The 22,400-nt window shown below is 66.5% G+C and carries 25 protein-coding genes; 9 read left to right on the top strand and 16 right to left on the bottom strand.

What is annotated here, in order from left to right:
* Positions 1 to 53: 53 nt before the first annotated feature.
* Positions 54 to 488: a nuclear transport factor 2 family protein gene (locus HF877_RS19485; protein ID WP_169622851.1), complete on the bottom strand. Its 435-nt coding sequence runs from the start codon at positions 486 to 488 to the stop codon at positions 54 to 56.
* A gap of 169 nt (positions 489 to 657) precedes the next feature.
* Here HF877_RS19485 and HF877_RS19480 point away from each other — a divergent pair, with 169 nt between their 5' ends.
* The 4 genes from HF877_RS19480 to HF877_RS19465 all read left to right on the top strand — a co-directional run bounded on the left by HF877_RS19480 (position 658) and on the right by HF877_RS19465 (position 5,131).
* The gene (locus HF877_RS19480) at positions 658 to 1,320 is read left to right on the top strand and encodes a helix-turn-helix domain-containing protein (protein WP_169622902.1); all 663 of its coding nucleotides are present in this window, start codon (positions 658 to 660) and stop codon (positions 1,318 to 1,320) included.
* A 133-nt stretch (positions 1,321 to 1,453) separates the two neighbouring features.
* Complete coding sequence (locus HF877_RS19475) at positions 1,454 to 2,797, top strand: DUF3533 domain-containing protein (protein WP_169622850.1); 1,344 nt, start codon at positions 1,454 to 1,456, stop codon at positions 2,795 to 2,797.
* A gap of 187 nt (positions 2,798 to 2,984) precedes the next feature.
* Complete coding sequence (locus tag HF877_RS19470) at positions 2,985 to 4,544, top strand: bifunctional 3'-5' exonuclease/DNA polymerase (RefSeq protein ID WP_169622849.1); 1,560 nt, start codon at positions 2,985 to 2,987, stop codon at positions 4,542 to 4,544.
* Positions 4,545 to 4,684: 140 nt separating this feature from the next.
* Positions 4,685 to 5,131 (top strand): nitroreductase/quinone reductase family protein, encoded by a 447-nt coding sequence (locus tag HF877_RS19465; protein WP_169622848.1) that lies wholly within the window; start codon positions 4,685 to 4,687, stop codon positions 5,129 to 5,131.
* A 39-nt stretch (positions 5,132 to 5,170) separates the two neighbouring features.
* Here the strand turns inward: HF877_RS19465 and HF877_RS19460 are convergent, their stop codons facing one another.
* The 5 genes from HF877_RS19460 to HF877_RS19440 all read right to left on the bottom strand — a co-directional run bounded on the left by HF877_RS19460 (position 5,171) and on the right by HF877_RS19440 (position 8,999).
* Positions 5,171 to 6,388, bottom strand: coding sequence for a lipase family protein (locus tag HF877_RS19460; protein ID WP_240952806.1), 1,218 nt, complete (start codon positions 6,386 to 6,388; stop codon positions 5,171 to 5,173).
* 158 nt (positions 6,389 to 6,546) lie between these two features.
* Positions 6,547 to 7,404: a DNA-3-methyladenine glycosylase 2 family protein gene (locus tag HF877_RS19455; protein ID WP_169622846.1), complete on the bottom strand. Its 858-nt coding sequence runs from the start codon at positions 7,402 to 7,404 to the stop codon at positions 6,547 to 6,549.
* Positions 7,401 to 7,988, bottom strand: a complete 588-nt coding sequence (locus tag HF877_RS19450) for a methylated-DNA--[protein]-cysteine S-methyltransferase (RefSeq protein WP_169622845.1) — start codon at positions 7,986 to 7,988, stop codon at positions 7,401 to 7,403. Before HF877_RS19450 ends, HF877_RS19455 begins: the two co-directional genes overlap by 4 nt.
* Positions 7,985 to 8,500 (bottom strand): RNA polymerase sigma factor, encoded by a 516-nt coding sequence (locus HF877_RS19445; protein WP_169622844.1) that lies wholly within the window; start codon positions 8,498 to 8,500, stop codon positions 7,985 to 7,987. Before HF877_RS19445 ends, HF877_RS19450 begins: the two co-directional genes overlap by 4 nt.
* Positions 8,487 to 8,999 (bottom strand): methylated-DNA--[protein]-cysteine S-methyltransferase, encoded by a 513-nt coding sequence (locus HF877_RS19440; protein WP_169622843.1) that lies wholly within the window; start codon positions 8,997 to 8,999, stop codon positions 8,487 to 8,489. Before HF877_RS19440 ends, HF877_RS19445 begins: the two co-directional genes overlap by 14 nt.
* Before the next feature lie 90 nt (positions 9,000 to 9,089).
* Between HF877_RS19440 and HF877_RS19435 the strand changes: the two genes are divergently transcribed.
* Complete coding sequence (locus HF877_RS19435; RefSeq protein WP_346765245.1) at positions 9,090 to 9,839, top strand: ribulose 1,5-bisphosphate carboxylase large subunit; 750 nt, start codon at positions 9,090 to 9,092, stop codon at positions 9,837 to 9,839.
* 16 nt (positions 9,840 to 9,855) lie between these two features.
* Here HF877_RS19435 and HF877_RS19430 read toward each other — a convergent pair whose 3' ends face one another.
* The 5 genes from HF877_RS19430 to HF877_RS19410 form a co-directional block, all read right to left on the bottom strand.
* The gene (locus HF877_RS19430) at positions 9,856 to 10,593 is read right to left on the bottom strand and encodes an SDR family oxidoreductase (protein ID WP_169622842.1); all 738 of its coding nucleotides are present in this window, start codon (positions 10,591 to 10,593) and stop codon (positions 9,856 to 9,858) included.
* Entirely contained in the window at positions 10,590 to 11,618 is a 1,029-nt protein-coding gene (locus HF877_RS19425; RefSeq protein WP_169622841.1) for a phosphotransferase family protein, read from the bottom strand. Before HF877_RS19425 ends, HF877_RS19430 begins: the two co-directional genes overlap by 4 nt.
* Positions 11,615 to 12,832, bottom strand: coding sequence for an acyl-CoA dehydrogenase family protein (locus tag HF877_RS19420; protein WP_169622840.1), 1,218 nt, complete (start codon positions 12,830 to 12,832; stop codon positions 11,615 to 11,617). Before HF877_RS19420 ends, HF877_RS19425 begins: the two co-directional genes overlap by 4 nt.
* 87 nt (positions 12,833 to 12,919) lie before the next feature.
* Complete coding sequence (locus HF877_RS19415; RefSeq protein WP_169622839.1) at positions 12,920 to 13,546, bottom strand: TetR/AcrR family transcriptional regulator; 627 nt, start codon at positions 13,544 to 13,546, stop codon at positions 12,920 to 12,922.
* Between the two features lie 48 nt (positions 13,547 to 13,594).
* Positions 13,595 to 14,722: an NDMA-dependent alcohol dehydrogenase gene (locus HF877_RS19410; protein ID WP_169622838.1), complete on the bottom strand. Its 1,128-nt coding sequence runs from the start codon at positions 14,720 to 14,722 to the stop codon at positions 13,595 to 13,597.
* A gap of 148 nt (positions 14,723 to 14,870) precedes the next feature.
* On the opposite strand from HF877_RS19410, the gene HF877_RS19405 reads away from it, so the two are divergent.
* From HF877_RS19405 to HF877_RS19395, 3 genes are all read left to right on the top strand, one after another.
* Positions 14,871 to 15,314: an SRPBCC family protein gene (locus HF877_RS19405; RefSeq protein ID WP_169622837.1), complete on the top strand. Its 444-nt coding sequence runs from the start codon at positions 14,871 to 14,873 to the stop codon at positions 15,312 to 15,314.
* 142 nt (positions 15,315 to 15,456) lie between these two features.
* A complete protein-coding gene (locus HF877_RS19400) occupies positions 15,457 to 16,119 on the top strand; it encodes an enoyl-CoA hydratase/isomerase family protein (protein WP_169622836.1) in 663 nt (220 codons plus the stop codon).
* Positions 16,120 to 16,161: 42 nt separating this feature from the next.
* Positions 16,162 to 16,773 (top strand): TetR/AcrR family transcriptional regulator, encoded by a 612-nt coding sequence (locus HF877_RS19395; RefSeq protein WP_169622835.1) that lies wholly within the window; start codon positions 16,162 to 16,164, stop codon positions 16,771 to 16,773.
* A 12-nt stretch (positions 16,774 to 16,785) separates the two neighbouring features.
* Here HF877_RS19395 and hppD read toward each other — a convergent pair whose 3' ends face one another.
* Positions 16,786 to 17,991, bottom strand: coding sequence for a 4-hydroxyphenylpyruvate dioxygenase (gene hppD, locus HF877_RS19390; protein ID WP_169622834.1), 1,206 nt, complete (start codon positions 17,989 to 17,991; stop codon positions 16,786 to 16,788).
* A 180-nt stretch (positions 17,992 to 18,171) separates the two neighbouring features.
* Between hppD and HF877_RS19385 the strand changes: the two genes are divergently transcribed.
* On the top strand, positions 18,172 to 18,708 hold the full coding sequence (locus tag HF877_RS19385) for an Lrp/AsnC family transcriptional regulator (protein WP_169622833.1): 537 nt from the start codon (positions 18,172 to 18,174) through the stop codon (positions 18,706 to 18,708).
* A 111-nt stretch (positions 18,709 to 18,819) separates the two neighbouring features.
* Here the strand turns inward: HF877_RS19385 and HF877_RS19380 are convergent, their stop codons facing one another.
* From HF877_RS19380 to HF877_RS19365, 4 genes are all read right to left on the bottom strand, one after another.
* The gene (locus HF877_RS19380; RefSeq protein WP_169622832.1) at positions 18,820 to 19,347 is read right to left on the bottom strand and encodes a polyketide cyclase; all 528 of its coding nucleotides are present in this window, start codon (positions 19,345 to 19,347) and stop codon (positions 18,820 to 18,822) included.
* An 82-nt stretch (positions 19,348 to 19,429) separates the two neighbouring features.
* Positions 19,430 to 20,272 (bottom strand): SGNH/GDSL hydrolase family protein, encoded by an 843-nt coding sequence (locus tag HF877_RS19375; RefSeq protein ID WP_346765244.1) that lies wholly within the window; start codon positions 20,270 to 20,272, stop codon positions 19,430 to 19,432.
* Between the two features lie 335 nt (positions 20,273 to 20,607).
* The gene (gene fabG / locus HF877_RS19370; RefSeq protein ID WP_169622830.1) at positions 20,608 to 21,366 is read right to left on the bottom strand and encodes a 3-oxoacyl-ACP reductase FabG; all 759 of its coding nucleotides are present in this window, start codon (positions 21,364 to 21,366) and stop codon (positions 20,608 to 20,610) included.
* Between the two features lie 43 nt (positions 21,367 to 21,409).
* Entirely contained in the window at positions 21,410 to 22,171 is a 762-nt protein-coding gene (locus HF877_RS19365; protein ID WP_169622829.1) for a glucose 1-dehydrogenase, read from the bottom strand.
* Positions 22,172 to 22,400 lie beyond the last annotated feature (229 nt).

The following is a 22,400-nucleotide window of genomic DNA, read 5'->3' as shown; positions in this document are numbered from 1 at the left end:
CGTGATCCTTCGAAAGAGTGAAACGGGTGTGGTCCGACGTGCACAGGGGCGTGTCAGGAGTCGTCGCGTCGGACGGTGCGTCGTGCAATCAGCCATGAAGCGCCCTGCCGGACAACGCGGTCGGCGATCGTGGTGAATCTGACCAGGCGGGAGTCTCCGCCACGCGCCGTCGCCACGATCTGCAGGTAGGCGCGTACGTCCAGGGTCTCGTCGTCGAGGGCGACGACGTCAACGTTGGTGATCACGTGGCGATGGACTTCTCCGGCGTCTCGCGCACGCTCGAAGAAGAGCTGTGCGAAGCGCGTGAGTTCGTCCGCGCCGACGACGGGAGCCGGATAGCTGGGCGAGTGGAACTCCCCGTCCGCTGCGAATGTCTCTGCCCATTCGCGCGCCGATCCCCCGTCGATGAGGTGGCTCTGCCGGCCGTAGAGCTGGTGGACCTCCGCGAGCACTGTCGCGGCGACCTCCTGGCAACTGCGTGAAACCACCTGAACCGTCCTTGTGTGCGATAATCGCACGTCGTGTGCGATTAATGAAGATGCTAAGTGTTACAGTTCACAAACGTCAAGGGAGGTAACCGGGGACATGTCGGGCGCAGGGCAACAGACCGCAGATCCGCAGGCACTGGGGCGATCCCCGGTGGAACTCGATGCAGGAATGTCGAAGACGCTTCACAACGGTCTATCGATCCTGGAGTTGCTCGCCGCTCATCCGCACGGGATGTCGATCACTGAAATCGCCGAGGGCATCGGCGTACACCGCACGGTGGCACACCGGCTCCTCCGCACTCTCGAAGCGCACCGGCTGTGCCGACGCGACGACCACAAGGTCATCTCGCTGGGCGCAGGCCTGGTCACTCTGGCGGAATCGGTCGAGCAGGATCTGCGCACGCTGGCCCGGCCGATCCTCGAAGAACTCGCCGACACCGTCGGTGCGACGGCACACCTCGTCGTTCGGGAATCGGACACGCATGTGCGAGCGATGATGGTGGTCGAACCCCGGCGATCCGACGTACACATCGCGTTTCGGCCCGGTCAACTCGACCCGATCGACCGCGGGTCCGCCGGGATGGCGATCCTCGCGGCCCTGCCTCCGAAGGAAGGCGAACGGCCGGAGGTGACCGCGGCTCGCCGTGCCGGATATGCGATCTCGGCAGGCGAGATCATCTCGGCGACGATAGGCATTTCCGCTGCGCTGTCCAGGCGGCCCGGCAACACCCAGGCCGCAATCGGTATCTCCGTGTTCGACGCGACCGAGGAAGAACGGCTCGCCGGTGCGGTGACCACAGCAGCGCGAACCCTCGGGAACCTGCTCCGCTGACCGGCGGCAGGCCCGGACGCGGTACCGCACCGTCGGCGACGGCGCATATGCCTGTGCGCCCTCGTTCAGCCCCCACGTGTGTGCTCGAGCACTCGGTTCCACGAATCAGCACACAGGTGTGCACAATCGACGGGTGAGTTTTTCCGACATCTCGGTCGATCCACATCGACACACCCTGCGGGGCGCCCGGTTCTGGCTGGCACCACTCGTGGTGGTCACTGCGGTGATGGCTGCGTTGGGCTATTTCTACCTGGGCAGCATGCTCGAGCCGTCCGAGAATCTCCGCGAGTTCCCGATGGCGATCGTCAACCAGGATGTCGGCGACGTCATGCCGGGAGCCGATGCGCGCCGCAACCTCGGATCCGAGATCACCGCCGCGGTGCTCGACGGCGTCGATTCCGAGCGCATCGCTCTCCAGGAAATGGGGATAGCCGCAGCGCACCGCGGCCTCGACACCGGCGAACTGTACGGCGCGATCGTGATTCCGAGCGATTTCACGAAGCGAACGTCGATCCTCGCGCAAGCCAGCGTCGTCCCGGGTGACATCGAGAAACCCGTCATCACCCTCTACAGCAACCCCCGCACCGGAACGTTCGCGTCAGCCATCGTCGGGATCATCGGTGACGAGGCGCTGACCGCAGTCAACAAATCGGTGGGTGAAGAACTCACGAAGACCGTCCGTACGACACTTGCGGAGACCGCGCCCGATCTCCAGCTCTCGGGCGGTAGCGCGCTCACACTTGCTGAGCCCATCAACGTCCTGGACGTCGAGCACAAACCCCTGCCTGCCCACACCGGTTCCGGACTGTCCGCGTTCTACTACACGCTGCTTCTGATCCTGGCGGGCTTCACCGGCGCGACCATCGTCAGTTCCATCGTCGATTCCGCGCTGGGGTTCGTGCCCACCGAATACGGACCGTTGTACATCACCAAGGAAACCACCAGGATGTCGCGACTTCAGGTGCTGTTCCTCAAGTGGGGCATCCTGGTCGTCCTCGCACTGGTCGTGTCCGCGCTGTACCTGGGGATCGGCACGGCGCTCGGGATGCCCGTGCCGCGCCCGCTGTTGCTCTGGGAGTACGGCGCCCTCGCCATCTCCGCGGTCGGCATCACCTCGCTCTCGGTGATGTCCGTGTTCGGACCCGCCGGACTGATCGTGAACCTGATGCTGTTCATCGTGCTGGGACTGCCGTCCTCCGGCGGCACGATTCCGATCGAGGCGTCGCCGCCGCTCTTCGAGTGGCTCGCCACCTTCGAACCGATGCATCAGATCTACCTCGCGGTGCGCGCCATCCTCTACTTCGACGGCAACCTTTCCGCGGGCCTCGCCGAAGGCACGAAGATGACCCTCGTGGGTCTGGGTGTCGGCCTGTTGATCGGTGTGGTGGTCACCTGGATCTACGATCGGCGCGGATTCCACCGTCTCGAGGATGCGCCTGCGACCACACGCGTCCTGGAGAGCGTCAAGATCGGATAGTCCCGGCACAACGGAACCCCACCGCATGTCGGGGTTGCGGCGGGGCTCCGCACGACCACCGTAGCCGCGCTGCGGAGCCCGGGGCCGCCGGTCTTGGGTGAAACGGGGGGTGAAGACGATCTTGGGCCCGACGGGCCGGAGGCCGGGCGGCGGAGAAGAGCCACACCTCGAGAGGCACACTTGAGCGGTGCGCACGGTTGTCGTTCCTCATCCATCCGGTAGCGGTGCCGTACGCGGCGCCAGTACCGTCACCGTCGACGAGAACGGAACCCCCGACGCAGCGGTGCGACAGCATCGCGACCTCGCGGCCGCGGTGGCCGACATCGAAGCCACCGATCGTCCCCGATGGGTGTGGACGTCCACTTCGTCGGTGTACGGCGAACTCCTTCGTGCCGGCGTGCGCGTCCAGCGATGCCACGACCTGGCGACGACGGGCGCAATCCTGAGCATGCGCGAGGGGCTACCCCCTCCGCCCGCCGACGACCCGGTCGACGAGCGCCCCGGCTTGTTCGACGCAGCACCGGCCGTGGACCTCGACACCGTGATCTCCCGGTTCGCCGACCAGCGCCGCCGCATCGCCGGTGATCCCCGTCTGGAGTTACTCGTGGCCGCGGAGTCGGCGGGGACGTTGGCCGCTGCCGAAATGGGGTTCGGCGGACTGCCGTTCTCGGCCGAATCCCATCGACGCCACCTCGAACGCACTCTCGGACCACGGCCCACCGGCTACGAGATGCCCGCCGGCATCGTCGCCGTGACCGAGGAGATCGGGTCGGCGTTCGGCCGCCCGGTCAATCCCGCCTCGCATACCGAGGTACTCGACGCCTTCCGGCGCGAAGGCATCGAAGTGCAGTCCACGCGCAAGCACATCCTGCAGGAGATCGACCATCCTGCGGTGCCGCTGCTTCTCCGGCACCGCGACCTGGCGAAACTGTTCAGCACCAACGGGTGGCACTGGCTCGATACTTGGGTGCACGGCAACAGGTTCCGGCCGGTCTATGTCCCCGGCGCCGTCGTCTCGGGCCGCTGGGCAAGCCGCGGCGGCGGTGCACTTCAGATCCCGAAAGCGCTCCGCTCGAGTGTGGTTGCCGACCCCGGGTGGACGTTCGTCGTCGCCGATGCGGGGCAACTCGAGCCGCGGATCCTCGCGGCGATGTCCGGTGATCCCCGGATGGTCGCCGCCGCGGGCGAGGACGACCTGTACGCACCCGTTGCCGCCACCGCGTTCGCCGGCGACCGCGCGAAGGCGAAAGTCGCGGTGCTCGGAGTGCTGTACGGCGCGACCTCCGGTGACTCCCGGTCGCTGCTCGCGGTCCTTCGAAAGAGCTTTCCCGACGCGGTGGAATTCGTCGAGCGTGCAGCGAAGGCCGGTGAACGCGGGGAGGTCGTGCATTCGTGGCTCGGGCGCGCCTGCCCGCCCGCACCGCCGGGTTTTCAGTCCGGGCCCGACGTCCGTGCCCGCGGCCGCTTCACCCGGAACTTCGTCGTGCAGGCCACTGCCGCCGAGTGGGCGCTGTGCCTCCTCGCCGAACTGCGGCGACGGCTGACCACCGATCCCGACCCGACCGCAGGCGAGCTCGTGTTCTTCCAGCACGACGAAGTCGTGGTGCACACCCGCAACCCCGCGCTCGCGTCCGCGCACATCTCCGCGTCGGTCGACGTCGCCACCCGATTGATGTTCGGCAATACGCGGGTCCGCTTTCCGATGAAGACAGCCGTGCGCACGACCTACGCCGACGACCCGGAGTAAGCGTCTCGCAGTGGTGACGGGCCGGTCCCGGGCAGGCGACACGGCAACAGAGAGCACTGCTCTTGACTCTGCCCCGCCAACCGGCGCACACTGGCTCTCAACAGAGAGCACCGCTCTCTGAATGAGAGTGAGGAAACGTCATGGATGCCTCCACCCGCTACATCGGTCCCACCGGACTGGACTCGATCATGAACCGGTTCTTCAACACACTTCCCAAGCTCGGAATCAGCGTCGCGGGCTCTCGCCTGCTTGCAGTGCGCGGCAGGAAAAGCGGCGAATGGCGCACCACCATGGTCAATGTGCTGACCACCTCCGACGGCAGGCGCTACCTCGTCGCCCCGCGCGGCCACACGCAATGGGTGCGCAATCTGCGGGTAGCCGGCACCGGGGAACTTCGCCTCGGGCGTCGCGTCGAAGAATTCAGCGCCTCCGAAGTTGCGGACGCCGACAAGATCCCGGTGCTGCGCGAGTATCTGCAACGGTGGGGCTGGGAAGTCGGGAAATTTTTCGACGGTGTCACCAAAAACTCCAGCGATGACGAGTTGGCGGCTATCGCACCAGGTTTCCCGGTCTTCGCACTCGCCTAGTCGCACGCGGTACGGTCCGGAGGAACCTGGGCCCCGACATCAGCCTGCGGGCACCGGAACAGGCGCGAGCGAATTTCCGACTCCGATCGAGGCACAGTCGTTTCGGACGTTGTCGCCGGCGAAGCGACTGTTCAGGAACTCGGCCGCCTGCGCCTGGAACGGAACGAATGCCTCCTCGTGGTCGAGGCCGTCGTACTGGGAATAGGCCACCGCGACTCCGCGAGTGCAGTACGTATGGGCAAGCCCTTCGACGTCGCCGGTCACCATGATGGTGTCGCCGATGGGGTCGCTGTGGCCGACAGCCAGGAACATCGGAACAATCGGAGTACCGGCGGTGCCCATGATGTTGTCGTTGATCGCGATCGCCACTTCTCGGACGTCGAGCAACGACCGGTAGGGCGCACGAACCATATCCGCGTCGGTGAGCCCCGGATAGTCGGACGCGAACTCCGCAATGCACCGGTTGGCAACCTCGGCGACGACCTGCTTGCCCCGGTCGGAGAGAAACGCGTCCGTGTCGAGGTCGTATGTACGCTGATAGGCCACAACCAAAGCCGGAATCACGCCCGCCCATTTCGCGCTACCGCTGACGTAGGGCAGGTTGTGTGCGAGATCGACCGGCACGCCGCCGGCGGCAGCGCCGATGATATTCAGTTCGGGCGCGTAACTCGGCGCCACCTCGGCGCCCCACTGGGTCGGTACCGATCCGCCGGAGTAGCCGATCAGGCCGACGGGCGTCGAATCGGGAAGCGACAGCAGTTCTTCGGTAGCCCTGATCCCGTCGAGTGCCGCGTACGCCGATTCGCGTCCGACCGTCCACTCCAGTTCCGGCCCTTCGTAATCGGGAGCCACAACGGTGTATCCCGCGGCGATATATCCGGCGATGACGGTCTGCTCCGCAAGCGACACACCACTGTCAGCGCTCCCGGTCAACGTATAGGAGGGATCGCACTCGGATCCGAGTGCGTCGTACGCCATGTGGAACGAAATGAGCTTGGTGGGCCCCGGTGCGAGCGGTTGAAGCACAGTCGCAACGGTGTCGGTCGGCTCGCCCTGCTGGTCGGTCGTACGGTAGAGGACCTGTGTGCTGGTGACCGGCGTGGTGACACCCGGTGCGGCAAACACCGAGGGCCTGGAGCGAAGAATCGTGCCCGGAGCGAAATCCGCCAGCGGACCGTCATAGGTGTAGAACGGATCCTGCGAAGGCAGGGGCTCCGGGATCGGCTGTGCCACACTGCTGCCCGCGCCGAGAACCATGGCCGTGACGGCAACTGTCACGCACGCGATACACCGCCACAACAGACCGGACGTGACGCGTGGCTTCGTCGACATGGCGGTCTACACCCCCGTCTCGGGTACTGCTGACGGACTGCTGGCACATTCCGGACTGGTCGAAGAATACGTGCGTTCGGGCGTTACGGGTGCCGATTCAATGTTGCATGCGCCCACAGATGAGCAACCGCGTAGGCACGCCACGGTTGCCACTGTGCCGCGAGCGCAGTCGCTTCGCGTGCGGTGCCGACCTCGAGGGCGCGCCGGAGCACAAGGTCACCGGCGGGGTACGCATCGCGGTCGCCGGTTCGCAGGGCGAGATAGTCGACGGTCCACGGCCCGATTCCGGGCAGCGCGAGCAGATCACGGGAAAAGGACGCCGACGCGGGATCGAGGCCGTCGGATACCGCTCGGGCCAAGACCAGCAGGGTGTTCGCCCGAGACCGTGTGGTGCCGATCGCCGCACGCAGATCTTCCGGCGCGAGGGCAGCGATCCGTTGCGGTGTCGGAGAGCACCGCAATCCACCTGGCGCGTCGTCGCCGAACGCCGCGACGAGCCGCCCCGCGAAAGTGGCTGCTGCCGCGACACTCACCTGTTGCCCGAGGATCGTCTGCACGGCCGTGGTGAACCAGTCGGTACTGCCGAGCACCCGCAGGCCTGGCCGGGCTCGCACCAATGGAGCAAGGACAGGATCGGCGGCAAGCGCGGCGTCGACGACGGTGGGGTCGGCGTCGAGGTCGAGCCAACGGCGCACCGCCGCTTCGACATCTGCGATGTCGGCCCGGCGCGGCGCATCGATCCGCGCCACCACGCTGCCGGTATCGGCGCGGAGTGTCACGGCCGCGCTCGCAATACCGTGCGCGGTGCGCAGCGCAATACAGTGCGTTCCGGTGGCTACATCGTGACGTTCGTGCCCCGGAACCGCATGGCTCCGCATGGTGGCGAGCAGTGGACGCACCGAAAATGGGAGCGCCACCGGGAGCCGGGCGACAGTGATCACGCGGCGGCTTCGAGCCGCAGCAGGATCTGTTTGGCTTCCACACCGCCCGCGTACTGCCCGAGTCCTCCGTCGGTGCGGACGACGCGATGACACGGGAGAACCACCGGCAAGGGGTTTTTCGCGCATGCCGTCCCCACGGCACGCACCGCTCGAGGACTTCCCGCTGATGCGGCAACGTCCGCGTAGCTGGCGGTACGTCCGTACTCGATGTCGGCAAGCCGCGAGATCACCTCCCGCCGAAAGCCTGTCGCGAGACGAAAGTCGAGAGGGAGATCGAACGCGGTGCGAGTGCCGCCGAAGTATTCGTCGAGCTGACGTACCGCGTCGTCGAACCGGGCGGGTGCGTCGAGGATGCGTGGCCCGATCTGCCGGGCGAGTTCGTCGAGCACGGCGTCCTCGCCCTCCGCGACGAAGGCCACCTTCACGAGCCCCACCGTGGTGGACGCCAACAGCAGCGGACCCACCGGAGTATCGACGACGCGGTAGGCGACATCCAGCAACCCTGCGGCTTCGGCGTCGAGGACGAGTTTGTCGTGCAGCCAGGCCAGATCGGAAGTAGACACCGACGGGATAGGAAAGTTCATGAGCGGCTTCCTGTTTCGGCGTGATAGGAGCGGCGCAACGCTTCCCGGCCGTCGGCGGCGGCTCGCCGGGACGCGTCGGCGCTGTTGCCGAGAATCGCGCCGATCTCGGCATACGGCAACCCGCCCACGTAGTGATACACCAGCACTGCGCGCTGCGTGAACGGCAGCGCCGCCACCGCCGACCACAGTTGGTCGTCGCCTGATCCCGGCAATCCCGCTGTTGCGGGGCGTTCGGGGACGATCTCCGTCGGCACAGGCGCACGACCACGCAGCCTGTGCACGTCGATCGCCTTGCGGTGGGCGATGGTGACCAGCCACGCTTCGATATTGCTGCCCGGCCGCAGGGCGGGGTACGCACGCAACGCCGCGAGAAACGTCTCGGACCACGCGTCGTCTGCGTCGGTGGGACCCAGCAGAGCCCTGCACACCCTCGATACCGTCGGACCGTGGTCGGCGACCACCCGTTCGAACGGGGGTAGATGTGTGGGCTCCGTCGTGTCAGACCGGGGCATGAGTGGCCTTTGCCCTCCGGAACGCCGCTTCCCGATCGAGCAGCAGGCGCTTGCGGTCGAGACCCCCGGCATATCCGGTGAGCTTGCCGCTGCTCCCGATCACCCGATGACACGGGACCACGATGCACAACGGGTTCCTCGCGTTCGCCGCGGCCACCGCGCGAACCGCGGTGGGCCGTCCCACCGCGGCCGCAACGGCGGTGTAGGTGCAGGTTGTGCCGTATTCGATCTCCGCCAACGCGGCCCACACCGTCCGTTGGAAGTCGGTGCCGGCCGGTGCGAGCGGAAGAGTGAAGCGGGTGCGTTCACCTGCGAAGTACTCGTCCAACTGTGTCCGCGCCTCGTCGAACCCTTCGGTGGTCCGGGACCCGAAGGAAGTGCGATCGGGGGAAGGACGGTGCTCCACCATGTACAGGCCCGACAGGACGCCGTCGGTATTGACCAACGTCAACTCACCGATCGGGGTGTCGATCAGGGTGTGCGTGCGCGATGCGGTCACGGGTTCGATCCTTCCATCCGATGCAAGGTTCACATCGAGTAGACGCACGGGACGACCGAAACGTGAGGTTGCTGTCGCACCGTGGCCGCCGTGGTGAAAGATGGCGAGATGATCGCCTTACCCGCTGTCCCTCTCGTCGGTTCCCTTCTCGGTGCCACGCGCACGGTGGTCGAGCGCACAGTCGCCACCGCCACCTTCGCGGTGTCGGTGCCCGCCCGTGCCGAGGCGCTGCTCGACAATGTCGAATCGCTGATCCGCCGCGTCGACGCCGTGGTCGACGATGCCGCAGTGGCGGTCGCTCGGATCGAGGCGATCATCGCGTCGACGACTTCGGTCGTCGCGGACGCCGACGCGGTCGCCGGACAAGCGCGCACCATCGTCGGCCAGGTCGGCACCGTCGCCACGCAAGCCGAGGCCATCGTCGGAGATGTCGGCACCGTCGCCGGGCAGGCCCGGACGGTCGTCGGAGAGGTCGCTCTCGTCGCCGGGGAAGCCCGCACGATCATCGACTCCGCCGGACGAAGTGCCGACATCGCGAGCGAACTCCTCGAGACCTACGAGCCCCTCGCACGTCAGGCTGCGCCCCTCGCGGCCCAGTTCATCGAGGAACTGTCGCCGGAGGAAGTGCACGCGGCAATCCTCATGCTCGACCGGCTTCCCGAGCTGTCCGAGCGAATGAACATGATCATGCCGATCCTCGGCACGCTCGACACGGTCGCGCCGGAGATCCACGAGTTGCTCTGCGTCGTGAAGGACCTCCGTCAGGCGATCACCGGCGTGCCCGGGTTCAACTTCCTTCGCCGGCGAGGCGAAGAAAAGGAGAACTCGGACGACGAGTGATGCGCAGGCGGGAAGGTCAGGCGCTGTAGAGACTCGCTCCCGCGCGGCTGAGCACCAGCCGGGGCAGGACCGCGCGCGACGACAACTTCAGCAGTGCGTCGACGAGCTCGACGACGTCGCCGACCTCGAGCATGTCCTCCGCCGGGATCCGGTCTTTGATCCACTCGGACATGTCGGTGTCGACATACCCGGGAGCGATTGCGGACGCCGAGACGCCGTTACCCGATTCCTCGGCGTTGAGGGTTTCCACCAGCGACACGAGTGCGGCCTTCGTCGCGCCGTACGCTGCGAGACCGGCTTCGGCATACACACCGGCGATGGACGCGAGCGCGATCACCTTCGCGCCGCGACCCGGATCGTTCCGCGCACCGGACCGCAGCAGCGGCAGTGCCGCCTGTATCAAAGCGAACGGCGCGTTGAGGTTGACTGCCACCGTCTTGTCGAACCGGCGGGAGGGGAACTCCGCGATGGTGCCGGCGGTGCCGACACCCGCGTTGAGTACCAGGGCCTTCATCGCGCCGAACGCGTCGGCGTGTGCGGCGACCACCCTGCCCGCGGCGTCGGGGTCCGCCAGATCGGCGGCGACGGTGCGGACGTCCGTCGCACCCGCATCCCGCAACAGAGCGGCGACCTCGTCGAGCCGGGTTGCGTCCCGGGCGGAGATGGTCAGCGCGAATCCGCGCTCCGCGAGGCGGGTGGCGACGCCGAGGCCGATGCCCCGTGTCGCCCCGGTGACGAGGGCGCTCGCGATCACGAACCTGCTCCCGTCACGAAGTCGAGTCCTGCGGCGACGAGCGCGGGCACCGCGTCACCCGCGCGGTCGAACCCGTCGCCGACGGTCGCGCCGGCCCGCCAGCGATGATTGATGCCCTCGGCGATGACGGCGAGCTTGAAGTGGGCGAGGCCCATGTAGAAACTCCAGTGGGCGATGTCGCGTCCCGAGACGGTGGCGTATCGCTCGACGAGGTCGTCCGCCGACGGCAGCCTGTTGCTGGTCCAGGCTGCGGGGAACCCGAGCACCTGGTCGAGCGCGGGATGCCGGTACACGCACATCATGGCGAGGTCGGTCAGCGGGTCGCCGAGAGTGGACAGCTCCCAGTCGACCACGGCTGCAACGCTTCCCACGTCGTCGTGGGAGAGAATCGTATTGTCGATACGGTAGTCACCGTGCACGATCGACGGGGTGGGCGACTCCGGGATCGAGTCCGCGAGTGCGGCGTGCAGCCGCTCGACATCGGGAAGTTCCCGGGTTTTCACCCTGTCCCACTGGCTCTGCCACAGCTTCACCTGGCGGGTGACGTACCCGTCGGGCCGTCCGAACCCGCCCAGCCCCACGGCTTCGTAGTCGACGGCGTGGAGCTCGGCGATCACGCGCACGAGTTCGCTTGTGCAGCGGTCGATGTCGGTATCGGACAGCGAATCGAGGTCGTCCTTGCTGCGTACGACGCGCCCCCCGACGTACTCCACCACCGTGAACGGTGCGCCCATCACGGAGTCGTCCTCGCACAGCGCGACGGTGCGCGCGACCGGCACCGCACTGCCCTGCAGCGCGGACGTGATGCGGTATTCACGGGCGACGTCGTGTGCCGACGGTGTCAGTCCCGCCGTGGGTGGTCGCCGCAGGACCCAATGGGATGTGTCGTCGAGGATGCCGTAGGTGAGATTGGATTTCCCGCCGGAGATGAGCTCTGCCCGCAGTTCGCCGTCGACCGCAACCCCGGATCGACGCAAGAATCGGTCGAGCGCGACGAGGTCGAGCCCTTTGTGCACCGCGGTCACTTCGCTGCGTCTTCGGCTGCGGCGGCCTTGCGGGCCGCACCGACGGCACGCTTTGCGATGGCCCAGCGGTGCACCTCGGACGGTCCGTCGTAGATGCGGAACGGGCGGACCTCGCGCGAGAGCCTGGCGAGGGGAAGATCTTCGGAAACCCCGAGACCACCGCACATCTGGACCGAGCGATCGACGATGCGGAAGATGGCCTCGGCGGCGAAGGTCTTGGCGATGGACGTGGCGTTCGCGGCGTGCGATCCCCGGTCGAGTTCCCAGCATGCCTGCACCAGCAGAGCCCGGGTCGCTGCGATGTCGATCTCGTTGTCGGCGACCATCTTCTGGATCATGCCGAGATCACCGAGCTTGGAGCCGAATCCTTCACGTCCTGCCACGTACCGGAGCGCGGTGTCGTGACCACGCCGGGCGGCACCGAGCCAGCGCATGACGTGTGTCATGCGCGCCGGGCCGAGCCGGACCTGCGCGTAGGCGAATCCCTGATCCACTTCACCGAGCACTGCGGTGTCCGGGACGTACAGATCCTCGAAGTCGACCTCGCAGTGTCCGCCGATCATCGACTTGTCGAGCGTCTCGATGTGACGACCGACCTTCAGCCCGTCGGAGTCCGCGGGAGCGAGGAACATCGTCGCTCCGCCGCGCTGCCCCGGCTCCCCGGAGGTGCGGGCCATGATGATGAAGAATCCGGCGCCGTCCGCCCCTGTGATGAAGTGCTTGCGGCCGTTGATCTTCCAGCCTCCCGTCGCCTTCTCGGCGCGGGTCGTGAGTGCGTTGGGGTCGGCGCCGGCGCCGGGTGCCGGTTCGGTCATCGCGAAGGCCGAGCGCATGTCGCCCGCAGCGAGAGGAGCCAGGTATCGGCTCTTCTGTTCGTCGCTCGCAATATGCGCGAGCATGTGCACGTTGCCTTCGTCGGGAGCGGCGATGTTCAGGGCCACGGGGCCGAACAGGGAGTAGCCGGCCGCCTCGAACACGGGAGCTCGGTCCACCATCCCGAGGCCCTGGCCGCCGTACTCGACCGGCGCATGGGGGGCGAAGACACCCGCTGCCTTGGCGGCGCTCTGCAGTGCCACCCGTACGGAATCGCCACCCGCTGCGGCGATGTCGCCCCGATGGGCGTCCTCGACGGGAAGCACTTCGTCGCGAACGAACGCTTCGGTTCGAGCCACGAGATCCTGCACGTGCTCGGGGTAGGCCAGGTCGACCGCCATGCTGATACTCCTTCCAGACCAACCGACCGATCGATCGCTCGGTGACCGCTACGGTGGCATATCCCGGAGAGTGGGTCAACCCCGGCTCTACCGCGCCCCGACGGTGCTCCGTGCAATGACCAGGTACCGATGGACGATGTCATCGGGACTCGACGGGCCGTCCGGGCGATACCAGCTCGCGACACCGACACACATCGTCGTCACCGCGCGGCTGGCGTCCTTGGGATACGGAGTCGTGAACTCCCCGGTCGCCACCCCGCCTTCGACGATCCCGTCGAGCATGCGCTGCTGTTCGTCGCGCAAGGCGACGAAGGCCGCACGGCTCGCGGGTTCCATACTGCGCATCTCGGTGGATGCCACGAACGCCTGATCCCGCCGGACCATATGGAAACGCAGGAGCGATTCGACCACGGCGTCGAACTGCTCCGACGGTGTCGGGCCGGCCTCGGCGAGCGCCCGGCGGCTGCGGTCGAGCAGGTCGTGCATCACGGTGGTGGTGAGCGAGACGAGCAGGGCCTGCTTCGACGGGTAGTGGTGGTACAGCCCCGGCACCGACAATCCAGCCCTCGACGCGATCTCCCGGATCGAGGTGCCGTCGTACCCGCGTTCGGCGAACGCTTCGAGGGCCGCCGCAAGAGGTTTCGGCAAGGTCGGGGGGCCGTAACGCCGCCACGACCCGACGTCGCCGGAGACCGGATCCTCATGCATGTCCATGGACAACACCGTAGGGGACGGTCCCCGGCCACCTCACCCGAGCGGAGGTCAGTAGTCGTCGTCTCCGTAGACGACGAGGCCGCGCAGGTTCTTGCCCGCGTGCATATCTTCGTACCCCTGGTTGATGTCCTCGAGTTTGTAGGTGTTGGTGACGAGGCCGTCGAGATCGAGTTGTTTGTTGCGGTAGAGGTCGAGCAGTTTCGGGATCTGCGAACGCGGACCTGTGCCGCCGAAAATGGCCCCCTGCAGTCTCTTTTGGAGAAGCGTCAGTTCGAACAGACTCAGAGTGACCTGCGTGTCGGTTGCGTTGCCCATGCCGACGACGACGACCTGCCCACCCTTGGCCGTGACCGAGAGCGCGGGCGCGATGATGTCCCCGTGGATCTCCCCCACAGTGATGATCGTGACATCGGCCATTGCGCCCCAGGTGATCTCACCGATCACCGGCGCCGCCTCCTCGAGTGACGAGAACGTGTGACTTGCGCCGAATTCTTTCGCCTTCTGCCTCTTGTACTCGACGGGATCGATTGCGACGACGAACCGGGCGCCCGCGTGAGCCGCGCCCTGAACCGAGTTGATGCCGACGCCGCCGATACCGACGACCACGACGGTGTCGCCGAGCTTGGTTCCGCCGATTTCCGTGGCCGAACCCCATCCCGTAGCGACCCCGCAGCCGAGGAGTGCGGCCTTCTCGAGCGGAATGTCTTTCTCGATCTTTATCACCGAGGCTTCGTTGACCGTGACGTACGGGGCGAAAGTGCCGAGCAGGCACATCTGCAGGACCGGGTCGCCGTTCAAGCTCGCGCGATAAGTCTTGTCCGAGATCGCCTGCCCGGTGAGCAGGCCCGCTCCCTCGTCGCAGATGTTCTGCAAGCCCTTGGCGCACGATCGGCAGCGGCCGCACGCGGGGATGAATGCGAGGACGACGTGGTCACCCTCCTCGAGGGTCGTCACTCCCGGACCGACTTTGGTGACCACGCCGGCACCCTCGTGTCCGCCCAGAACCGGGAAGAACGGAAGCGGAGTTGCGCCCGTGCGGAGATGCTCGTCCGAGTGGCACAGGCCCGAGGCAGCCAAACGGACCTGCACCTCACCCGCCACCGGGTCGCCGAGGTCGATCTCCTCGATCTCCCACGGGCGGTCGATTCCCTTGATCACTGCCGCTTTCGTCTTCACCGGGCCTCCTGAGCAGGATAATTGTGATGTGCGTCACGCCGAATTCAAGCACTGCGCGGACGATCGGGCAATGGGTTCGGGAATCCCCCTGTCCCGGCGCTGCGGTTCCCCGTACCCTCCGTCGCACTTACCTCGAAGGACCGGTGACATGATCCATCTCCGCCACAGCGCGACAGCCGAGATTCCGGCCGACGTCGCCTTCGCCTACGTCGACGACCACCGGACCGTTCCCGAGTGGATGTTCGGAATGACCCGATTCCAGCCCGTGGGCACGCAGGTCAGCGGCCTGGGAACCGTCTACGACGCAACAATGCGCGTGGGACCCAAGACTCTCGACTCGCGGGTCGAGGTCGTCGAATGGGAATTCGGCCGCTCCCTCGCCCTCGAGTCCGTGGCGGGCATGCGGTCGGCCTCGACGTGGCGCTTCATCGAGATCGGCGACGAAAGGACCCGGCTCGACGTCGATTTCGCATACCAATTGCCGGGCGGTCTGGCAGGAATGGCATTGGGCAAGCTGATCGAGCCGATCGTGGGCACCGCCGTCCGGCACACCGAGCAGGCCCTGCGCAGTCAGCTTCGCGACCTGGCCTGACCAGGACCCCTATTCGCGGCACCCTTCAGCTCCGCCCGGAACCCGGCATGCACGAGGCAGATCCGTTTTAGAGCACTTGCTCTGTTAAGGTCGGCGCTGTTCCGCCACCTCGTTGCGGACCTGCCTACGAAAGGGGTCACACATGCCATCGATCACTCAGGACGGCCCGATCTGGACGCTGAACCTCGGTGACGACGAGAACCGCTTCGGCCCGGAGTGGCTCACCGCCGTCGAGAAGTGCCTCGACGAACTCGAGGCCGGCACCGACGCGGCCGCACTGGTCACGATCGGTTCCGGAAAGTTCTACTCCAACGGCCTGGATCTCGACTGGCTCGGGCAGCACCTGGACGAGTACACGTCCTACGTGGACCGCGTCCATGCTCTGTTCGCGCGCGTCCTGACCCTGCCCGTGCCGACGGTCGCGGCCCTGAACGGACACGCCTTCGGAGCAGGGGCGATGCTGGCGATGGCACACGATTACCGAATCATGCGAGACGACCGCGGCTACCTGTGCTTCCCGGAAGTCGACATCCACATCCCGTTCACACCCGGCATGTCCTCCCTGATCACCAGCAAGCTCACTCCCCGGACGGCAGTCACCGCGATGACCACCGGACATCGCTACCCCGGACCGCAGGCCCTCCAGGACGGTCTCGTGGACGCCGTCGCCGGCCTCGACGATCTGCAGACCGGTGCGGCCGACATCGTCCGGCCTCTCGCAGGCAAGGACCGCAAGACGCTGGGTGCGATCAAGCAGACGATGTTCACCTCGGCCGTCGCAGCCCTCCAGCAGCCGATGGGCTGACCGTCACCACACCTGCACACCCCGCCGACCGATAGGGACACCGTGGGACGACCTCGCCGGCACGACCTCGACGATCTGCTCGATCACGCGCGCCACCTGTGGGTACGGCGAGGCACACCCGGCGTGACGATCCGGGCACTCAGCGACGTCTCGGGAGCATCGAACGGTGCGATCTACAACGCGTTCGGCTCCCGGGACGGTCTGCTGGCGTCCGTGTGGGCACGCGAGGCCACCCGATTCCTCGAGTTCCAGCGCGACATCGCCGACAGCACCCTGACGGCCTCCGGCCCCACGGAAGCGATCGTCGCGGCAGCGCTCGCGCCGGCCACCTATGCGGAGCGCGACGAGTTCGGCGCGCAACTGCTGCTCGCGGTCACCCTCGACGATCTGCGCACCCCGGACCTCGCAGAGTCTCAGCGCGACCAGCTGGGCGGACTGCGACGCACCCTGACCACCCTGCTCACCGTGCTCGCCGTCGAACAGTGGGGCAGGGAGGATGCGACCGCACTCACCCTCGTGAAGTACTGCGTCGTCGACCTGCCCGGGGCGCTCCTGCTCGGGTCCGGCAACGTGTCCGATCCACTCGCACGTCACGCACTCTCGCTCGCGGTGCGCGGAATCGTCTCGGAGTCGCCGCCGGCACCGGACCGATGACCGTGCGCGTCGTCAGAAGTTGCCGCGCGCCGCCTGCTCCCGCTCGATAGCTTCGAACAAGGCCTTGAAATTGCCCTTGCCGAATCCGGCGGAACCGTGTCGCTCGATGAGTTCGAAGAACACCGTGGGGCGATCCCCTACCGGCTTGGTGAAGATCTGCAGCAGGTATCCGTCCTCGTCACGATCGACGAGGATGCCGCGCTTCTTCAATTCCTCGACCGGAACCCGTACGGCCCCGATGCGTGCACGCAATTCCGGGTCCTCGTAATACGCATCGGGTGTGGGCAGGAATTCGATGCCCTGATCTCGCATGCGGTCCACCGCGGCAAGGATGTCGCGGGTCGCCAGCGCGAGGTGCTGCGCTCCGGGACCGCGGTAGAAGTCGAGATACTCGTCGATCTGCGAACGCTTCTTCGCGACCGCCGGTTCGTTGAGCGGGAACTTCACACGATGGTTGCCGTTGCACACCACCTTGCTCATCAGTGCCGAGTAATCGGTGGCGATGTCGTCCCCGATGAACTCCGCCATGTTCGTGAAACCCATGACCCGCCGGTAGAAATCGACCCACTCGTCCATCCGGCCGAGTTCGACGTTGCCGACCACGTGGTCGAGTGCCTCGAACATCCGCGCCCCCGCGTCGCCGTGTCGGCGGTAGGAGGAGACACGTTCGACATATCCGGGCAGATAGACGCCCGAGTATCGCGACCGGTCGACCAGCGTGTGCCGGGTGTCGCCGTACGTGGCGAGCGCGGCAAGGCGTACCGTGCCGTACTCGTCGGAGACGTCGTGCGGTTCGTCGAGGATCGTGGCACCCTGTGCGCGAGCATGTTCCACGCACGCGTCGACATCGGGAACCTGCAACGCGATGTCGGCGACACCGTCTCCGTGCACCCGATGGTGATCGGCAAGTGGACTGTCCGGGTCGACAGCTCCCTTGATCACGAAACGCACCGCGCCGCTGCACAATACGTAGGCGTGATGGTCACTGTTTCCCGTCGTGGGCCCGGAGTACGCGACGAGATCCATACCGAAGGCGGATTGGTAGAAGTGCACCGCCTGAGTGGCGTTGCCGACCACCCACGACACCGCGTCCCAGCCGCTGACCGGAAACGGATCGTGTGCCGCGTCGTACTCGACGGCTCCGACGAGCCTGCGTAATTCGTCCGGGTCCAGGCGAGCGAGTCGCTCGGTATCGGTGAGGTCCCGTTCGAGAGTCATAGCGATCTCCTGCCGCGAGTGCGAGGTGGTTCGTCGTCGGATGTCACCAGGAGAAACCCGTCGGGAGCCGGTGGCAATCTGTTCTCGCAGAACTGGTCGACCGGACCGGAATACACCGGCATCCGACCGTTCAGCTATACAATCGGCCTACATTCCGAGACCCGGCGGGAAGGAACGATCGTGCGTGACGTCCTGCAACTCGACAAACTGGATTTCGCGCTCCTCGAAGTCCTCCACTCGGATCCCAAGATCGGAGTACTCGAACTGTCCCGGCGACTCCGCGTCGCTCGTGCCACCGGCGCTGCCCGGTTGCGACGACTCGAAGACGGCGGCCTCATCGCCGGATACGGGCCACAGGTCGATCTCGCCGCCGCAGGATTCGATGTCCAGGCGTTCGTCACGATGGAGATCGCCCAGGGGGCACTCGCCACCATTCGCGAAGTACTGGAATCCATTCCCGGCGTGCTGGAAGCATTTTCGACCACGGGAACCGGTGACATCCTGTGCCGCATCGCCGCCGACTCCCACCTCGGACTACAACACACCCTCATCGAGTTGAACCGGTCGTCGATCATCACCCGCTCGACGAGCGTGATGGTGCTGTCGAACGTCGTGCCCTTCCGGGTGATGCCGCTGTTGCGCACACTCCAACCCAGCGGGTCGGCGAAGGCACCCGCGTATCGCCCACCGCAGACGACAGCGGTGCCGGAACGGTGATGCGGCACGGTGGAAGATGTTGTGTGGCGGAACACTCGGTACGGGACGGCGGAGGTCGAGTGAAAAGTTTGGTGACAAAGTGCCCGGATAGCGGGCACTATCCCACCAAAGCTAGATCGCCGTGGACCCATGTGCGTCGTCCGGCGGCGACGTGTGCTCGGCGAGCCTTGCGAGATTGAGCAGTTGCCTTCTCGCCATGACGAGGTCGCCGACACAGATCGCCGGAGCCAGCACGCCGGCCCCGCTCATCACGAGCTTCAACAGCAACCTCGTGTGCGGGCCCGCGGGGACGAGCACATACGACATGACAGCGCCCATGATCCGTCCCGTGTAGTGCACCTGCGTTTCGACCGCGAGCAACCGTCCTTGCGGGTGGTTCGCCGTGCGCGTGAAGGGCCGGCCGGGCTCCGGTGGAGGGATATCGAGCAGTCTCTGCGGAGAACGACGGCCACCGTTGTCTATCCAGTCGTACGAATACGGCGCCATCTGGAGCTGGGTGACCCAAGGCCAGACGACAGCCGGAGCGGCGCGCACGGTGACGCCCCTCCACGCCTGAAGAGTCGGATCGGGGACGAAGTCGTCACACGGGTAGCGGCGGGCGACCTCGGCGTCGGTCACACCCCAGCGGTCGCCGAACATGGGCCCTCCCCACGCGACCCTGCGCGGTCGCACAGGGACTACTCTTCCCGATCCGCCTCGGGACTGTGGGAGATCGGGCCTGCTACCACGCAGCCACGACACGTCCCGCGATATGACGCATCCCGGCCGTGGTCGGATGCATCGGTGCTGCAAAAGACAGCGACTGCTGTCCCTCGAACCAGCGCTGGTCGGGAGCGGCGCACGCGTCGTGCCCCTCCGAACCCCCGGCGACATCCACGAATTCGGCACCGGTGTTCGCGGCTGCACCGGCGAGTACCTGGTTCATCCGGCCGAAGAACCCCTTGACGAAGGAGGCGTCGGCGTCGCTGGTGGGGATGTTCGGCCAGCACCCGCGGTCGCCGAAGATGCCGCCGTGCCCGACGAGCAGGACCCTCGCACCGGGCGCCTTCTGCCGGATCTTGCCGAGCGTCGCCGTCACTTTCGGACCCAGCGCGTCGAGTGCGGCGGCCATTCGAGTCGCCACGTTCGGATTGGACCGGCAGTGCGCATCTCCGCCCGGAAGATCGGTGTAACAGGCGGAGACCAGGGTGCGCCATCCGACGTCGTTGCCGCCGATGCTGAGGGTCACCAGGGTGGTGTCTGCTGCGAGCAGGTCTATCTGGCGCGGTACCTGTCCGGTCTTCGTGTCCTGCGGGATTCTGGTGACGTTGTCGGTGCGGGCGGCTGCGCACGACACATTGATGAACGACGCGGGACGCAGTGCGTGCGCCACCAGCGCCGGGTATCCCACATCGGAACGGGCACATCCACCGATCATTGCGGCTGCGTCGAGGTACGGTCCCGCGGCCCGCGAATCACCGAGCGCGACGTACCGAACACCTTGATCCACCACCGTGTCGCTCATCGCCGACCCGGGCCACACCATACTCACAGTCGCGACGGCGGCCACCAGAGTTGCCCGCACACCGGCGCGCCTTCTCATTTGACCCTGCACTGCGGGACAACGACATTCATGCTTCCTCCGATGGAGCTCTACAGCTGTGGCAGGCGTCGGCGCGTACCGCGGAAATCTCCGCAGTACGCGCCGCGCGTGCCTTCACCGTGTGAAATCGGAACCGCCGGCATTGCCGTTACGACTGTACGGAAAGCGCGCCCGGTTCAGCCGTGTTTCAGAAGAGTCGGGGGTCGTTGCTCGTGGCCGGACGGGGTCTCGTCACCCGGTCGGCAGGCCACATACAACGGCGGCGCCGCGATCCCCGAGAGCTTCAGGGATCGCGGCGCCGCCGACTGCGGTGTGCCTCAGTCCTTGGGTCCACCTGCCACGTAGATGACCTGCCCGGAGACGAACCCCGCACCCTCGGATGCGAGGAACGAGGCGGTGTGTGCGATGTCGTCGGGCTTGCCGACGCGCGCGACCGGGATCTGTGCCGCGGCGGCCTTCTTGTAATCCTCGAACGGCACCCCGACGCGCTCTGCGGTAGCGGCGGTCATCTCGGTCTCGATGAAGCCCGGCGCAATCGCGTTGGCGGTGACACCGAACTTGCCCAGTTCGATGGAGAGTGTCTTGGTGAAGCCCTGAATGCCCGCCTTGGCCGCAGAGTAGTTGACCTGTCCGCGATTTCCCTGCGCCGACGTGCTCGACAGATTGACGATACGTCCGAACTTGTTGTCGACCATGTACTTCTGCGTTGCGCGCGACATCAGGAACGCACCGCGCAGGTGCACAGCCATGACGGAATCCCACTCGTCGACCGTCATCTTGAACAGGAGATTGTCGCGGGTGATCCCGGCGTTGTTGATCAGCACGGTGGGCTCGCCGAGTTCCGTGGCAACCTTCTCCACGGCCGCAGCGACGGATTCTTCGTCGGCGACGTTCGCGCCCACGGCGAGCGCCTTGCCGCCGGCCGCCTCGATGGCGGAGACCGTGTCGGCGCAGGCGTCGGCGTCGAGGTCGAGAACAGCGACCTGGAGGCCGTCCTGGGCGAGTCGCTTGGCGACGGCAGCACCGATACCGCGTGCGGCTCCGGTGACGATGGCGGTGCGGACTGTTGAGCTCACTGCAAACCTCCGTGGGGGTGGATCGTCGGGATGGGTGGAGCGGTCAGTTGATGGTGAGGCCGCCGTCGACCGCGATGGTCTGACCGGTCACGTACGCGGCCGCCTCCGAGACCAGCCACACGGCAGTGGCGGCGATTTCCGCCGGGTCTCCGGTGCGGCCCAGGATGATTCGGGATTTCATGGTTTCGAGGTATCCCGGCTGGTATTCGTCGGTCATCTCGGTCCGGAAGAACCCCGGCGCAAGTGCGTTGACGCGGATGCCCTTCCGGGTGCCCCACTGCTGCGCGAGGTCGCGGGTGAGGCCGATGATGCCGGCTTTGCTGGCGGCGTAGGCGGCCTGCGGAAGACCCGCCGTGGTCAGGCCCAGCACCGACGAAATGTTCAGGACGGAGCTTCCGGGCTGCATGACGCGGCCGGCGGCCTGTGCCGCCCAGTACGACCCGTTGAGATTGATGTCGATGACGCGGCGGAACTGGTCGGGGGTTTCCTTGGTCGCGGGTACCGCGGTGCCGATCCCTGCGTTGTTGATGAGAATGTCGACCTTGCCGAGCTGCTCGACAGCCGTGTCGACCATGCGTTGCGCCTGGTCGGGATCGGCGATATCGGTCTCGACGGTTACCGCGCGGCGCCCGGCGGCACGGACGAGTTCGGCGGTCTGCTCGAGCCTGTCGACGCGGCGCGCCGCAAGAACGACGTCCGCCCCGGCCTCGGCGAGCGCCTGCGCGAACGCGACACCGAGGCCCGAGGATGCGCCGGTGACGATGGCGACGCGGTCGTCGAGACGGAATCTGTCGAGCACAGACATGCGATGATCTCCTCGGTGTGACGGGGCCTACACAAGATGTATAGCCCAGTTCTGGCGGTTTTACAAAGCAGAAAGCTCTTGAAACCCGTTAGGCCGCATGTCTTTTCAGACATGCGGCCTAACGGTGGAATAGCTGGGGCCTATATCGGCGAGATCAGCTCAGGCGTTCGAGCACCATCGCCATACCCTGACCACCACCGACACACATCGTCTCCACACCGAACTGCTT

It is taken from the genome of Rhodococcus sp. BL-253-APC-6A1W (genome assembly GCF_012843405.1).
GTDB lineage: Bacteria > Actinomycetota > Actinomycetes > Mycobacteriales > Mycobacteriaceae > Rhodococcus.
The sequence above is the reverse complement of the archived record's forward strand: the minus strand, read 5'-3'. Positions and strand labels throughout refer to the sequence as shown.

Excerpts from the sequence above, each read along its gene's own strand:
- HF877_RS19480 (WP_169622902.1), top strand. The coding sequence starts at position 658 with ATGTCGAAGACGCTTCACAACGGTCTATCGATCCTGGAGTTGCTCGCC.
- HF877_RS19465 (WP_169622848.1), top strand. The coding sequence starts at position 4,685 with ATGGATGCCTCCACCCGCTACATCGGTCCCACCGGACTGGACTCGATC.
- HF877_RS19460 (WP_240952806.1), bottom strand. The coding sequence starts at position 6,388 with ATGGTTCTCGGCGCGGGCAGCAGTGTGGCACAGCCGATCCCGGAGCCC.
- HF877_RS19450 (WP_169622845.1), bottom strand. The coding sequence starts at position 7,988 with ATGAACTTTCCTATCCCGTCGGTGTCTACTTCCGATCTGGCCTGGCTG.
- HF877_RS19445 (WP_169622844.1), bottom strand. The coding sequence starts at position 8,500 with ATGCCCCGGTCTGACACGACGGAGCCCACACATCTACCCCCGTTCGAA.
- HF877_RS19420 (WP_169622840.1), bottom strand. The coding sequence starts at position 12,832 with ATGGCGGTCGACCTGGCCTACCCCGAGCACGTGCAGGATCTCGTGGCT.
- HF877_RS19415 (WP_169622839.1), bottom strand. The coding sequence starts at position 13,546 with ATGGACATGCATGAGGATCCGGTCTCCGGCGACGTCGGGTCGTGGCGG.
- HF877_RS19405 (WP_169622837.1), top strand. The coding sequence starts at position 14,871 with ATGATCCATCTCCGCCACAGCGCGACAGCCGAGATTCCGGCCGACGTC.
- HF877_RS19400 (WP_169622836.1), top strand. The coding sequence starts at position 15,457 with ATGCCATCGATCACTCAGGACGGCCCGATCTGGACGCTGAACCTCGGT.
- hppD (WP_169622834.1), bottom strand. The coding sequence starts at position 17,991 with ATGACTCTCGAACGGGACCTCACCGATACCGAGCGACTCGCTCGCCTG.
- HF877_RS19380 (WP_169622832.1), bottom strand. The coding sequence starts at position 19,347 with ATGTTCGGCGACCGCTGGGGTGTGACCGACGCCGAGGTCGCCCGCCGC.
- HF877_RS19365 (WP_169622829.1), bottom strand. The coding sequence starts at position 22,171 with ATGTCTGTGCTCGACAGATTCCGTCTCGACGACCGCGTCGCCATCGTC.